The following is a 16589-nucleotide window of genomic DNA, read 5'->3' as shown; positions in this document are numbered from 1 at the left end:
TAGATATTCCTTATTTTTGCCGGCTTATTGGGGAGTTCTCTCAGCTAATTCTATTCTAAAATAATCTTGCTACACGCAGTAATTCTTTTTATTTTTTCTATTCTAACACCGTGGTTTCATCAAGAAGAAACCAACAAGAAGTTAGTTATATTAGAAAAAAACAACAATCAGCGGAGGGAATATCGTTTTTTTCTCCCAGATAGCAACGAAAAGCGTAAAAGAATAACTTTTAGGCGGAAAGATAATTCTATAAACCCAACCAACACAGATCATGAGTCGCCTCTATATGCTCCCAACCCTTCTAATGTAGAAACTATCTATGAAATAGATGAAGACGGGAAAGGATATTATGTACATGAGCGCGTAGGCGGGATAGACGTAAAGCCACCCTCGTATATCACCCGCGAGGAATATTTAGATATGCTCAAACGGAAGCAGACCACCAGCTACTTCCGGCTAAAAAGTGCACAACAAAGCGGTTCGCCCGTTTCTAAGTCATTGATACCAAAGCTGAATATTAACTCGGCATTATTTCGGGATATATTCGGCAGCGGAAAAGTAGATATAAAACCCAGCGGATCTGTTCTCTTAGATTTATCCTATCGGATAAATAAAAATCAAAATCCGGCAAACTCATTGGCAAATCAACGAAACTCTACCTTTAATTTTGACCAACAAATTCAGCTAAATGTAGTAGGGCAAATCGGCGAAAAGCTAAAACTACGGGCAAATTGGGATACTAAGTCTAACTTTAATTTTGAGAATACTTTTTTAACCGGTTATGAGGGCGGCGAAGATGACATTATCAAAAAAATAGAAGCCGGTAATGTGAGCCTACCGCTAAACGGGTCGTTGATTACCGGAGGGCAAAATCTTTTTGGGGTAAAAGTAGCGGCTCAATTTGGCCCGGTATTTATCACTAGCATTGCCTCTCAGCAACGCGGAAAAACCAATGAGGTAACAGCTACCGGCGGTGCCCAAAAAACAGAATTTTCCAAAAAAGTAAATGAATATGACGAAAACCGCCACTTTTTCCTAAATCATTATTTCCGAAGCGTTTATGAACGAGCCACTGCTAATTTTCCCGTACTTACCTCAAATATTAACGTAACCCGAGTAGAAGTTTGGGTTACAAACCGCTCAAACTCTTCTCTAACAAACAACCGTAATGCCATAGGTTTTGTAGATTTGGGGGAAAATATAACGTCCAACGGCGGCGTTCTTTGGAACCCAACAGTAGCTAACCCCACCAAACTATACCCAAATAACTCCGCTAACCATATTTATCAAACGATTCAAAATGCCCGCTTACGGAATGATGCAGTAGCTAACTTAGAAGCCTCCGGCCTGAAAAATGGAGAAGACTTTGAACTTATCGAAAATATGAAGCGCCTTAATGAACAAGAATATCGCTTCCACCCACAACTTGGCTACATATCCTTAAACACAAAACTTCAGCAAAATGACGTTCTGTATGTAGCTTATGAATACACCGTTACCGGAGATACTACTGTGTTCAGAGTAGGGGAGTTTTCCATAGACCAACCTTCTAACGCCAATAATACCAATGTATTATTTCTAAAAATGCTAAAACCGTCTTCTACCCGCCCGGCTCTTAACAACAGACCGTATCCGACTTGGGATTTGATGATGAAAAATATTTATAGCATCGGAGGCTACAACTTAAATAAAGATAATTTTGTATTAGATGTTTGGTACGAATCTACCGGAGGAGCCGGCGATATAAATTACTTACCTACTTCAGATGTCAAAAACATTCCGCTCATACAAGTACTTAGCTTAGACCGGCTAACCAACAATATGGAGGCCGGTGCTGATAACCGTTTTGACTTTTTACCCAACCTTACCGTTATTACCGAAAAAGGGTTAATTATCTTCCCGAAGTTAGAGCCTTTTGGTAAGGGCTTGATAGACAAGTTTATCACCAACAGAGAATCAGATTCGGCTAAATATGCCTATCCACAATTATACAGCATGACCCAAGTGGATGCAAGCCAGTTCTTTCCACAGCTAAACCGCTTTAAAATGAAAGGAACGTATCAAGGCGCATCCAGCTCGGAAATCCAGCTAAATGCCGTTCAGATAGCACAAGGCTCCATCAAAGTTACTGCCAACGGAATCCAATTAACAGAAGGATCTGACTATATCGTAGATTACAATATCGGAAAAGTTACCATCCTGAATCAAGGAATTATCAACTCCGGCCAAGAAATAAAAGTCAAATATGAAAGTAATACATTATTTGGGATTGACCAAAAAACAATGGTTGGCTCCCGAATTGACTATAAATTTAACAAAGACATTAAGTTAGGGGCAACAATATTGCACCTAAATGAACGCCCCTTAATCAACAAGATTAACATCGGAGATGAGCCGCTTTCTAATACAATCTGGGGTGCAGATGTAAGTTTTAATAAACAATCTAAGCTCATTACCAAAATAATAGATAAACTTCCGTTGATAAACACAAAAGAGCCTTCTCAGGTTACATTTAACGGAGAGTTTGCCCAAATGATTCCTGGCCACCCGCGCCAAATTCAAACAGGGGACGAAAAGGGAATTGCCTACTTAGATGATTTTGAAGGTACTAAAAATGTTTCAGATATTACCAATGCTAATTTATGGAAGTTAGCCTCTTTTCCGTCAAATTTACCAAGGCCGGCCGGCTCAGACCCTACTTCAGCCGGATTTACCCGTTCTAAATTAGCTTGGTATCAAATAGATGCTATCTTTTATACTCAGCCTAAAGATTTTGGTTTAGACAAAAACTCACCTGCCTTGAACCTAAATGCAAGCCGCCGAATAACGCCGCAGGAAGTTTTCCCCAAATCTACACCAGGACCGGGCACTAACTTATTGGCTACATTAGACCTGCACTATTTTCCAAGTGTTCGGGGGCCATATAACTACCAAACAGACGGCGGAAAAATTAATTCAAAAGGCAGTTTCATAAATCCTCGTGAAAACTGGGCTGGTATCATGCGCAGAACCAGTGGTAACACCGACTTTGAAGCCGCAAACTTTGAATTTATTGAATTTTGGCTCTTAGACCCCTTTGCCGAAGACTCCTCAAATACCGGTGGAAATATGCACCTTAATCTGGGAAAAATCAGCGAAGACGTGCTGCCAGATAACCGCCGGAGCTTTGAAAATGGCCTCCCAACCAATGAAAATGATGATAATAATAATTTAAACTTAACGACAACTCCTTGGGGGCGCGTTTCAGATGCTACTTTACCTATCCAATCTTTTGATAACAACCCAAGTGCACGAAAGTTTCAGGACGTTGGCTTAGACGGGCTTTCTTCAGAAAAAGAAAGAACATTTTTTCAGGACTATCTAAACAAAGCCTCAACTGTGGTTACGGATGCTGTGGGTATCGCTAAAATCAACAATGACCCAAGCTCTGATGACTTTGTGTTTTTTAGAGATGATGCAGCTTACCCCTCCGGCACAGATATTATTTCCCGCTATGTACACTACAACGGCACAGAAGGAAACTCACCCATAGCTAACCCGGGTGATAAATTTACCCGCTCGGCTACAACTACACCGGATGTAGAAGACCTAAACGCAGACGGAACGTTAAGTTCGGCAGAGCAATTTTATGATTACGAAATCAGTATCCGAAAAGAAGATTTGGTGGTCGGCAGAAACTATATTGTAAGTCAGGTAGATACCATCTTAAAGATGGAAAATAATACAGATAAACGGGTTAAATGGTATCAGTTTAGAGTGCCATTACGTTCCGGCATCCCGATAAATGGAATCCAGAACTTTAAAGCTATAGACTTTATCCGGCTATATCTAAATAACTTTGATAAAGAAACTATCATGCGGTTTGCTAAAGTTCAGTTGGTAGCTACCCAGTGGCGGCGTTATACCAACACCATTGGCCCGGAAGATGTAGTGTTTCCCCCTACAGATTCCGTTTCCGCTGACTTTAATATCGCTACGGTTAATATTGAAGAAAACTCCGGTAGAGTGCCGCTGGGTTATGTTATCCCGCCAAATATTATCCGCCAGCAACAGTATAACTCTCCGGTTCCCGGCATCCTTCAAAACGAACAATCGTTGGTAATGAGCGTTTGCGGCCTCCAAGATGGCTATGCAAACGCAGTTTTCAAAAATATCAACTTTGACTTGCGTAATTATAAACACCTCAAAATGTGGATACACGCAGAACCTAACTTGAATGGAAATTATCCCGCTAACTTTAACAAACGAGGCGATGTAACCTGCTTTATCCGCTTAGGAACAGATTATGTGAATAACTATTACGAATATGAAATTCCTCTAACTCCCTCAAATTTAAGTATTAACACTGCAGAAAATATTTGGTTAGAAGAAAATCAGCTAAATTTTGCACTGGAAGAATTAAATAGGGCGAAGCAAGAACGTAATATCCGAATGCTTTCATATAACGAACGTTATGTCTATGTGAATGAAAAAGGACATAAAATAACGGTGCTGGGAAACCCCCAGCTAAATAACGTTAAAACGATTTTGATAGGTATCCGAAATCCCAAGAATGACGGCCTACCGGTTTGTTTAGAAGCATGGATCAATGAATTGCGGGTTACGGACTTTGATGAGTTTCCCGGCTGGGCTGCAAATGCTCGACTAAACCTGAAATTAGCGGACTTAGCGCAGGTAACTGTCGCGGCTGCCAGAAGTACACCGGGATTTGGCGGCATCGAAAAAAGACTGAACGAACGAAGCCGCGAAAATATGACCCGCTATGACCTGACGGTGTCTTCTAACTTAGGAAAACTTCTCCCCAAAAAAATAGGACTTGAACTGCCTATCTATTATGCCGTTGGCGAACGTTGGACTGACCCCCAATATAACCCCTTAGACCCTGATATTAAGATGGTTACCCGCCTTGAAGCTGCCCGTGATGAACATGACAGAGATTCTACGCGCCGCGCCGCCCAAGACTACACCTCTAACCGCAGCTTCTCCCTAAATAACGCCCGAAAAATAAAAACAAACTCTAAGGCAAAACCTCACCTCTGGGACGTAGAAAACTTAGCACTAACACTAAGCTACAGCGAAATATTTTCTCATAATTCCACAACAGCTTATCGGCTAAATACCCAACACCTCGCTTCCATAGCCTATAACTACAGCTTTACACCCAAAAACTATCAGCCATTTAAAGGTAAAAAAGCAAAAACCAATCTAATTACAGCTTTTAACTTCTACCTCTTTCCCAAAACAATTTCGGTTAAATTAGATGGCAACCGGATGTTTGAGCAAAATCAGATGCGACCAACGGCTAACGGCATTATTATCACACCTACTTTTGTACAAAATTTTACCTTAAATAGAACTTATAGCCTCCGCTGGGATATTACAAAATCTCTGGGCTTCACCTTTAATGCTACCAATACCGGCCGTGTGGATGAACCACGTGGACTGATAAATTCTCCCGAAAAGAAAGATACTCTGTACCGAAATATATTGAGTTTTGGCCGAGATGAGGCTAATGGGAAGTACCGGCAAATCAATTTTGGGAGAACCTTAAACTACAATCAAACCATTCAGGCAACTTATCGTTTGCCTTTTGATAAAGTAAAACCACTAAACTGGATTTCCTCTAACGTTACCTATAATGCGGCATTTACGTGGCAAACAGCCGCATTGCAGAACCAAAACTTTGGAAATACTATTAGCAACTCCCGTGGCATACAAGCTACCGGGCAAATGAATTTTGCACAGTTTTACAAAAAGTTCAAAAAAGTTGAAGCATTTCTCAAGCCTACCCCTAAAAAAAATATTATCAGCAAAGCAGACTCAAGTAGAAAAGAGGGGGACGACACCTACATCGCATTGCGCGGGTTCGCCAAAGAAGTTGTCCGGCTGATTTTTAGCGTCCAATCAGCAGATTTATCCTATAACCGAACAGAAACCACTATTCTGCCGGGTTATTTGCCCCAAACGGATAACTTTGGCTTAGACTTCCGCTTTCGAGATTCGTTGGGTCTCAACCGACCCTTTACAATGGCTCCGGGAATTGGTTTTATCTTAGGCGACCAAAAAGACATTCGCCGAAAAGCCGCAGAAGCAGGCTGGATAACGCGAGATACCCTCCTAACCAGCAAATATACAACCACTTTCAATGAACAAATAACCGGACGGCTCTCTATGAATGTGTTCAAAGGGTTTAAAATAGATTTTAATGTAAATCGCTCTAACTCAAAAAATTATAGCGAACTCTTTGCTTGGGATAACGCAAAACAAGACTTTAATAGCTTTAACCAAGTAGCAACAGGTACTTTTTCAAGTTCTTTTTTAGCTATTGGGACTGCTTGGGAAAGCAACACCAATAATGAATCCAAAGCTTTTTTGGCATTTGCAGAAAATAGACGGGAGATTTCACGGCGTTTGGCACTTGCTAATCCTAACCAGCCATTGCTATCTTATACCGGAGAAACTAATCGCGGATATTTTAATGGCTACAATGCTACCTCCCAAGATGTGCTAATTCCTGCCTTTTTGGCGGCTTACGGCGGTAAAAAGGCAGGAAGTGTTTCATTATCACCGTTTTCTGGAATCCCGATGCCTAATTGGACAGTTACCTTTAATGGCCTAAACCTCTCGGAATCATTTAAGGATGTTTTTAGTGCAATTACGTTTACACATAGCTATCGCTCCACTTATTCTACAAACTTTATCTATAACTTACGTTCGAGAGCCAATTTAGGAGATAAATTTTCCCAACAAACTTATGTAGTGGACTCTGCCGGAAGGTCTATTACCGGTTCAACTGTGCAATTGGTTAATTTTGAGCCGATTTATAATATTCAAACGGTAACAATTTCAGAACAGTTTGCCCCAATTTTGGGGGTTAATCTTACCATGAAAAACGGAATCGGAGCTACGGTAGATTTAAAAAAAGACAGAAATCTAACTTTTAACGTAGGTGCTTTACAATTGGCTGAAACCAAAAATACAGAACTCACCTTGAATTTAAGTTGGCGAAAGGACAAATTTCTGTTTCCGATAAATTTATTCGGAAAAGAATTTGAGATTAAAAACGCCATAACTACTCGTTTTGAAGTAACCCTTCGTAATTCCAAGAATCAAAACCGCCGCTTAGACTCTACTGCTCCGCCGGATTTCACAGGCGGTAATTTTGGGCTAATTATCAAGCCATCAATAGATTATATGGTTAGTACACAACTGACAGTTCGGGTTTATTATGAATTTAACCGGAATAAACCGGTTATGTCAAATTCCTTTCCCACTACATTTTCAGCATTTGGGGTGCAAGTTCGCTTCACCATTCGCTAAAAACGAAAAATATTTATAGTCAAAAAATCACCAAATCTATTTTGTGAATCTTTTGTGCATAACCTTAGCATAGAGAAATGCAATTTTGTAATAACTATTTTTATTAAAAATGCTGTTAAAGTCGCTTGAAATTCAGGGATTTAAGAGTTTTAGCGATAAAACTAAACTATATTTTGATTCAGGAGTAACCGGAATAGTGGGGCCAAACGGGTGCGGAAAGTCCAACGTCATTGATGCTATCCGTTGGGTTCTTGGGGAGCAGAAAACCCGAAACCTACGTTCCGATAAAATGGAAAACGTTATTTTTAATGGTACCGAAAAGAGAAAACGCGCAAATATCTGCGAAGTCAGCATTACCTTTGAAAATAATCGCGGATTACTCCCGCCGGAATTTCCAACCGTTTGCATCACCCGAAGACTTTATCGAGACGGAGATGCCGAATATCTAATCAATAATGTTTCCTGCCGCTTAAAGGACATCCATGCGCTATTTTTAGACACCGGAATTGGCTCAGATTCTTATGCAATCATTGAGCTGAAAATGGTGGACGAACTCCTGAATGATAAAGAAAATTCACGTAGAAATCTCTTTGAAGAAGCAGCCGGAATTTCCAGATATAAATTACGCAAAAAGGAAACCCTTAGAAAGTTAGAGGACGTTCAAAACGACTTATTGCGCTTAGATGACATCATTTATGAAGTAGAAAAAAGCCTCAATACCCTAAGCAAGCAAGTAAAACGTGCCGAAAAATATCAGGAATTTCGCCAGCAATATAAACGGGCTTCGCTACAATTCACTTTTTTAAGTACAGAAACCCTGCGCTCAACAAGCCAAAAACTAACCCAAGAAGCCCAAAATTTAGAAGACCAAATTACCCAAACCAGAACATTAATCTCCACAAAAGAAGTACAACTAACTAATTTTCAACAACAAACATTAACTACCAGAGAAAATGCTGCCCATATTCAAGAGCAAATTACGGAGCTAATGGATGTTATTCGCCAGAAAGAATATGAAAAAAACCTGCGTACCGAAAAAGTTAAGCACTTAAACCAACGAGCAGCGGAAATTGAAACAAATTACCAAAAATATCAAGTTGAAATAGAAAATTTTTCTGCCCAAGAACTCACCTTGGAAACTACTATTGACTCTGCTAATGAACGTTATGACCAGCACGAATACTTGATTCAGGAACTCGAAGAGAGCATTTCTCAATTACAAGGCCATTCAAAAACAATCAAAATAAATTTAGATAACGCTTTATCCCAAAAAAGACACAGAGAGCAAGACCTCGCTAAGCAAAATCGAGAACTGGATATTTTAAAAACGACACTCCAAAGCCTTGAAAATGAGCTAAAACAAAAACAGCAGGACGTTAATTCCCGTCAGGAAACTACCGATGAAGTAGCCCAAAACATCGCCACTCTACAGCACGATATTGCTCAATTACAGCAGGAACTAAAAGACACACAAAATACCCAAAGCCAAATAGAAGAATCCATAAAAGAGCATAAGCAGCAGTTAGAAGTTTTGCAAGAAACTTTGCGAAACGCTACGCGAACCTTGGATGCTAAAAATAATGAACGAAAACTACTCAGCAGCTTAGTTAATAGCTTAGAAGGATTCCCCGAAAGTGTTCGATTTTTGAAAAAAAATAAGCACTGGACAGCAAATACTGTGTTGTTATCAGATATTTTTTCCTGTACAGAAGCCTACCGAACCGCCGTAGAACATTTTTTAGAACCCTATTTGAGCTATTTTGTGGTTCAAACACGACAAGAAGCCATTGAAGCCATTGCCTTGCTGGTACAGCAAGGCGTAGGTAGAGCACGCTTTTTTATCTTAGATGACATAAAAAAACTTGTTGATAATCAACAAAATATAAATGAATATTCTCTGTTAAACCAAATTCACTGTCAGCCGCAGTATCAACTATTGGCGCAGTTTCTATTTCAAAAAACTCAATTTCATGAACATATTTCGGATTGGTTAGCGATTTCTGCTACGGATAACATTTTACTGCATAATGGTCAAATCTGGCTTGGAAACGGACAATTAAGCGGCGGGAAAGCCGGACTTTTTGAAGGAAAAAGAATCGGAAGAGCCTTACAATTAGAGCAACTCGAGGCCGAAATAGCCGAAATAACCAACAAAAACCAAACCCTGCAAAACCAAATTAACCAAACCCAAACAAAACTTCAAGAGTCCATAACCCAAAAACCAACCCAGCAAATTGAAACCCTAAATAAGCAACTACAGCTAAAACAGCGAGATTTACACGTTTTACAAGCCCGCGAACATGATTTTCAAAAACTGATACAGCAAACAGAAACCCGCGCCCAAGAAACCCAACGTAAACTCGACCAAATCCAAAGCAAAATCACGACCATCGCCCCACAAATAGAAGAAGCATACAGCATCTTAGACACCTTAACCCAAGAATGCGAAAACCTTCAAAAAAACTTAGATGCTAAACAAACTAAGCTATCTTCTGAGCAGCAAAAACTGAATCACGCCCTCATCCAATTTGAACAAGTCAAAAGTATTATTCAAGCCTCAAAGCAAGAAATCCGCTTCATCAGAGAACAAAAAAATGTCCGAATCACCGCAATTAATCAATATCAAGCTGAAAAAGAGGAAATTACAAAAAACTTAAATACCCTGATACAAACACCGGAAATTCCAGATAATACGCTGCTAAATGCTTATGAAAATTTAAAAAAGGTAGAAACCCAAAAACAGGCACAGGAAGAACATTACCAAACTGCATTGCATACAGCCCAGATATTAGAAACCGAGATTCATAAAAAACGGAAACAAAAAGAAGACTTAGAGCTAAGTTTAAACCAAAATAAAGACAAACGCACTGAAGTTAGTTTGAAAATAAGTGCCCTCGAAGAACGGCTGCGCGTTGAATTTCAATTAGAATTTTCTCAACTAACAGAAGAATCCTTGTTTAAAAATGGGCGGCCAGCTCTTTCTATAGATGAACTGCAAGCAGAAATAACTTCATTACGCACCAAAATTGCCGAGTTCGGCGAAGTAAACCTAACAGCAATCGAAACCCACCGAGAAATAAAAGAACGTTATGACTTTATGCAGGCACAACGACAAGATTTACTATCCGCTGAAACTGACCTGAAAAACACCATTCAAGAAATTGATGAAACCGCCCAAACCCGATTCATGGAAGCCTTTCAAGCCATCCAAAAAAACTTTATCCAAGTATTTAGAAGCCTCTTTACCGAAAAGGATTCCTGCAATCTCGTGCTGCTAAACCCCAATGACCCATTAGAATCACCCATTGACATTTTGGCACAGCCTAAAGGAAAACGCCCCTTAACAATCAACCAACTTTCCGGCGGCGAAAAAACCTTAACGGCAATATCGTTATTATTCGCTATTTATCTACTCAAGCCGGCCCCGTTCTGTATCTTTGACGAAGTAGATGCCCCCTTAGATGATACCAATATTGATAAATTCAACCATATTATCAGAGATTTTTCAGGAAATTCCCAATTTATCATCGTTACACACAATAAACGCACCATGATGGCAACCAATACGATTTTTGGCGTTACGATGGAAGAAGCAGGCGTTTCCAAAGTACTTCCCGTAGATTTTGAAAAACTACAACTTGCAGAAGATAAATTTATGGGAATCAGTAGCTAATATCTTGATTACAAAGTAATGAACTAAAAGCAAGTCTATTTATGACGAGAGAGGCTGCTTTTTAACTAACTTTGCGTTCTGCTTTTAATATGTCAAATAGCGACAAAATCATACTTAGAACCATAGAGGAAGAAATGCGGACGGCTTACATTGATTACTCAATGTCAGTTATCGTATCCCGCGCATTACCGGATGTTCGAGACGGGTTAAAGCCCGTTCATCGGCGTGTGTTATACGGAATGTCCGAATTAGGTTTAGCCAGCAATCGTCCACACAAAAAATCAGCACGTATTGTCGGGGAAGTATTGGGAAAATATCACCCGCACGGAGACAGCGCAGTTTATGATACTATGGTGCGAATGGCACAAGAATGGTCGCTACGTTACCCATTGGTAGATGGGCAGGGTAACTTTGGCTCTATAGACGGAGATAGCCCCGCAGCTATGCGCTACACCGAAGCCAGATTGCGCAGGATAGCCGAAGAACTTCTGGAAGACATTAACAAAAATACCGTTGATTTCCGCCCAAACTTTGACGATTCCTTGACAGAACCGATAGTTCTTCCGGCCAGAGTCCCAAACCTACTAATAAATGGCAGCAGCGGTATTGCCGTAGGAATGGCTACCAATATGCCCCCTCATAACCTAAGAGAAGTCGTTCAGGGAATTATTGCTTATATAGATAACCGAGACATAACCATAGAAGAATTGATGAAATTCGTTAAAGCCCCTGATTTTCCAACAGGGGGCATTATCTATGGTTATGAAGGAGTGCGCCAAGCTTTTTTAACCGGAAGAGGAAAAGTTATCACACGCGCACGAGCCAACATCGAAACCCAAAAAAATGGCCGTGAACGTATCATTATCACTGAAATCCCATATCAAGTAAACAAAGCTTCTCTCGTAGAAAAAATTGCAGACCTCGTAGGCGATAAAAAAATAGAAGGTATCGCTGAAATCAGAGACGAATCTGATAGAGACGGATTACGGGTCGTGATTGACATTAAAAGAGACGGAAACCCGCAAGTAGTTCTTAATAATTTATACAAACAAACAGCTTTACAAACAACATTTGGCGTAAATAATATCGCGCTGGTCGCAAATCGCCCAATGGTTTTGAACCTAAAAGATCAAATTCATTACTTTGTAGAACACCGTCATGAGGTTATTGTCCGAAGAACCACCTACGATTTAGAGCAGGCCAGAGCCAGAGCACATATTTTGGAAGGGCTAATTATCGCCTTAGATAACTTAGATGCCGTAATTCGCTTGATTCGCGAAGCCAGAACTCCCGAAATCGCCAGAGAAGGTTTGATAACGAACTTCTCGCTGTCCGAAATCCAAGCAAAAGCTATTTTGGATATGCGCTTACAGAGACTTACCGGCCTCGAAATGGATAAAATACGAGCAGAATACCAAGAAGTAATGCGCCTCATCGCATACTATATGGAGGTTCTGGCAAATGAGCCACTGCGTATGAAAATTATCAAAGATGAATTAGCCGAAGTATCTCAAAAATATGGCGATGAAAGACGCACAGAGATAGTTTATTCTGCCGAAGATTTTCGCGTAGAAGACATGATAGCAGACGAAGACGTTGTAATCACCATTTCCCACCAAGGTTACATCAAACGGACGCCGGTAGCAAACTACCGTAAACAAGGGCGAGGCGGAACGGGTGCCGTAGGCGCAACGACCAAAGAAGAAGACTTCTTGGAACACCTATTTATTGCAAGCACCCACCACTATATGCTGTTCTTCACCGAAAAAGGAAACTGCTTCTGGCTAAAAGTATTTGAGATACCCGAAAGCGGCAAAACAACCAAAGGAAGACCCATACAAAACCTGATTTCGATTGCTAAGGACGATAAAATAAAAGCATTTATTAATGTAAAATCGCTTGAAGATCCGGAGGAATTACAAAAATATTCCGTAGTGATGTGCACCAAAAGAGGAGTAATCAAAAAAAGCCCCTTAGAAGCTTATAGCAGACCACGATCTTCCGGCATTATCGCTATCAATATTAATGAAGGCGATGAATTAATAGAGGCAAAATTAACTGAGAATCAATCTTATATAATCTTAGCAAGCCGAAATGGACGTGCTATTCGTTTTGAAGAAGACGCTGTTCGGGATATGGGCAGGCAGGCAACGGGTGTTCGGGGTATTACCTTAGATGAAAGCGACCCGAATGACGAAGTAATCGGAATGGTTGTGGTAAAACACAAGGACACAAATCTGCTGGTAGTCTCAGAAAAAGGCTATGGCAAAAAAAGCCACGTAGAAGAATACCGCATTACCAATAGAGGCGGAAAAGGCGTTATTACCATGAATATTAATGAAAAAACAGGGAAATTAATTGCTATCAAGGAAGTTACTGATGCTAATGACTTGATGATAATTACCCGTTCTGGGATAACTCTTAGAATAGCCGTAAAAGAAATCCGAGAAACCGGCCGAAATGCTATGGGAGTCCGCCTAATTCGCCTGAAAGATGATAGCGAAATAGCAGCCGTAGCTAAACTCGCTGAATCCAATGAAAATACAGACAAAGAAAATACTACCTTGTTTCAGGAAGACACAGAATAACTATTAGCAAACAAAATTTCATCCGAAAAAAGTAAATCTTGCTTACGGTATTTAAATCTTTATTTAACTTTGCGCACGCTTTAGCAAAAATAAAGACACTTTTAAAGTAAGTTATTAAAAATTAATTTATTAACAAATTCGAATAGACTACAGGTCCATGTCAAGTATTAAAGTTGGGATCAATGGTTTTGGGCGTATTGGTCGTTTAGCCTTACGGGCTTTGCTCAGTCAGTCAAACGTAGAAGTTTTGAAGATAAACGACTTAACAGATAATAAAACGTTAGCACACTTGTTTAAATACGATTCCGTTCACGGGCGTTTTAACGGTTCTGTAACATACGATGCAGAAACACTAACAATTGGCGGCAAAACAATTATCGCGAGTTCAGAGAAAGACCCAGCAAATTTAGGCTGGGGAGATTTAGGCGTTGATGTTGTAATAGAGTCAACAGGTAGATTTACGGATGCAGAAAAGGCAAAAGCCCATTTGAAAGCAGGTGCCAAGAAAGTAATCATATCTGCCCCTGCTACTGGCCCCGTAGATGCAACAATTGTTCTTGGGGTTAATGATAAAGACTTACTACCCTCGCACTCCATTATATCAAATGCTTCTTGTACCACAAACTGCCTTGCTCCAATGGCAAAAGTATTAGATGATGCATTTGGGATAGAGCGTGGTTATATGACCACAATTCATGCATATACCGCAGATCAGAATCTGCAAGATGCACCACATAAGGATTTGCGTAGAGCACGGGCAGCAGCTTACAGCATTGTACCAACTTCTACCGGTGCAGCTAAGGCTGTGGGATTAGTGCTTCCGCAGTTAAATGGAAAACTTGACGGAGTAGCGATGCGCGTTCCTATACCGGACGGCTCTCTTACCGACCTTACCGTTCAACTGAAACGTGAAGTTACTGCTGCCGAAATTAACGCAGCAATGAAAGCTGCCGCAGAAGGTCCACTAAAAGGAATCTTAGAATATAACGAAGACCCAATAGTATCCATAGACATCGTAGGAAACCCACATTCCTGCATATTTGATTCAAAATCAACGCTTTCAATGGGGTCGTTGGTAAAAGTGGTAGGTTGGTATGATAACGAGTGGGGCTATTCCTGCCGCGTTGCAGACTTAGTAGAACGCATGGCTCGCTAGATTATGAAATTCATAGAACAAGGAGAATTTTCACGTCAAGTAGCGTTAGTTCGTGTTGATTTTAACGTACCGTTGAACGAAAAGTTTGAGATAACTGACGACAAGCGTATCCGTGAATCAATCCCCACCATTAAATACATTTTGGATGCCGGCGGTGCCGTTGTCTTGATGTCCCACCTCGGCAGACCTAAAAAAGGATATGAAGAAAAGTTCTCTCTAAAACACCTTTTGTCGCATCTTAGTAAATTGCTTTCTCGGGAAGTGCAGTTTGCACCGGATTGTTTAGGCCAAGAGACCAAAATAATGGCGGCAAAACTGCTTACAGGGCAAGTACTTTTGTTGGAAAACTTACGTTTCTATCCCGAAGAAGAAAAGGGAGACGTTGAGTTTGCTAAGAAGTTGGCAAGCTATGGCTCTATTTATGTAAACGATGCCTTTGGTACAGCACACCGTGCCCATGCCTCTACAACGATTATAGCCCAGTTTTTTGAAAAGAAATATGCAGGGCTGCTGATGGCTACTGAAATTAAAAATGCAGATAAAATCGTCAAAAAAATAAACCGCCCTTTTACCGCAATTATTGGAGGCGCAAAAGTCTCTGATAAAATCCACCTGATTGAAAACTTAATTGAAAAAGTGGATACCTTAATTATAGGCGGAGGGATGACTTATACATTTTTAAAAGCCAAAGGTAAAAATATCGGAAAATCTCTTTGTGAAGAAGACAAATTAGATATTGCTCGCAATATCATGAAAAAAGCAAAGGAAAAAGGTATTAACTTTATTCTTCCTGTAGATTCTATTGTAGCCGAATCATTTTCCAATGATACTATTTACAAAGCCGAAAGTAATGATTACTTACCCACAGGTTGGATGGGCTTAGATATAGGTCCGATTTCTATAGAAAATGCTCGCAAATACATCGTTCCTTCCAGAACCATCCTTTGGAATGGTCCAATGGGTGTGTTTGAGTTTGATAATTTTGCTAAGGGCACATACGATATTGCTAAGGCAGTTTCGGAGGCCACTTTTAAGGGAGCTTTTTCATTAGTTGGTGGAGGAGATTCTGCTGCAGCTTTGGAAAAAGCAAATCTCACAGAGCAAGTTACTTATATATCTACCGGTGGTGGTGCTTTGTTAGAGTATTTAGAGGGAAAAATACTGCCTGGAATAGCCGCGTTAGGAGATTAATCACTCAAAGATATTCCACCGGAATATCTTTGAGCAAACACAGTAGTTAATTGTGGTTCAGGAAAGTAGTGTTAGGTTAGATATGTTATGACGCATATATTTCGTATCTTTACAAAAAAACAATGATACGATACACGATTAAATTGACAAAGGAAGAAGTAGAGGAACTTCAGGCAATCATTAATAAAGGAAGCCATACTTCACAAACATTCCGTACTGCTTATATTCTGTTAAACTGCGATGAAGGCGAATATTCTGACAAAGTAACCAATGAACAGATTAGTAAAGTACTGAAAGTAGGGATGCGAACCATAGACAGAGTTAAGAAAAAATTTATTGAAGAGGGTTTCGAGCAAGTGCTGGAACGCAGACAGACAAGCCGAAAATATGAAATAAAGATAGACGGCGAGGTGGAAGCTAAATTGGTTGCACTATGCTGTAGCGAGCCACCCAAAGGATTTGCAAAATGGTCTTTGCGATTGTTAGCAGATAAGATGGTAGAGCTGAATTACGTGGACAGCATATCTTATGTTTCGGTTGGGAATGTTTTAAAAAAAATGAACTTAAGCCTTGGAAAGTAAAAGGTTGGGTAATTCCACCGGAAAAAAGTAGTGAGTTTGTAGCACATATGGAAAATGTATTGGATGTTTATAAAAGACCT

The 16589-nt window shown here is 40.1% G+C and carries 5 protein-coding genes and 1 pseudogene; all 6 read left to right on the top strand.

Features of this window, described 5'->3' with window-relative positions:
* Nucleotides 1–66: 66 nt before the first annotated feature.
* Complete coding sequence (gene sprA / locus LC115_04400; GenBank protein MCZ2355921.1) at nucleotides 67–7320, top strand: cell surface protein SprA; 7254 nt, start codon at nucleotides 67–69, stop codon at nucleotides 7318–7320.
* A gap of 109 nt (nucleotides 7321–7429) precedes the next feature.
* A complete protein-coding gene (gene smc, locus LC115_04395) occupies nucleotides 7430–10993 on the top strand; it encodes a chromosome segregation protein SMC (protein ID MCZ2355920.1) in 3564 nt (1187 codons plus the stop codon).
* 89 nt (nucleotides 10994–11082) lie between these two features.
* Nucleotides 11083–13581 carry a DNA gyrase subunit A gene (gene gyrA / locus LC115_04390; protein ID MCZ2355919.1) on the top strand — a complete coding sequence of 833 codons (2499 nt, stop codon included), beginning with the start codon at nucleotides 11083–11085 and terminating at the stop codon, nucleotides 13579–13581.
* Nucleotides 13582–13738: 157 nt separating this feature from the next.
* The gene (gene gap, locus LC115_04385; protein ID MCZ2355918.1) at nucleotides 13739–14737 is read left to right on the top strand and encodes a type I glyceraldehyde-3-phosphate dehydrogenase; all 999 of its coding nucleotides are present in this window, start codon (nucleotides 13739–13741) and stop codon (nucleotides 14735–14737) included.
* Nucleotides 14738–14740: 3 nt separating this feature from the next.
* Entirely contained in the window at nucleotides 14741–15928 is a 1188-nt protein-coding gene (locus LC115_04380) for a phosphoglycerate kinase (GenBank protein ID MCZ2355917.1), read from the top strand.
* A gap of 122 nt (nucleotides 15929–16050) precedes the next feature.
* Nucleotides 16051–16589: pseudogene (locus LC115_04375) on the top strand (helix-turn-helix domain-containing protein).

The organism is Bacteroidia bacterium, from assembly GCA_026932145.1.
GTDB lineage: Bacteria > Bacteroidota > Bacteroidia > J057 > JAIXKT01 > JAIXKT01.
The sequence above is the reverse complement of the archived record's forward strand: the minus strand, read 5'-3'. Positions and strand labels throughout refer to the sequence as shown.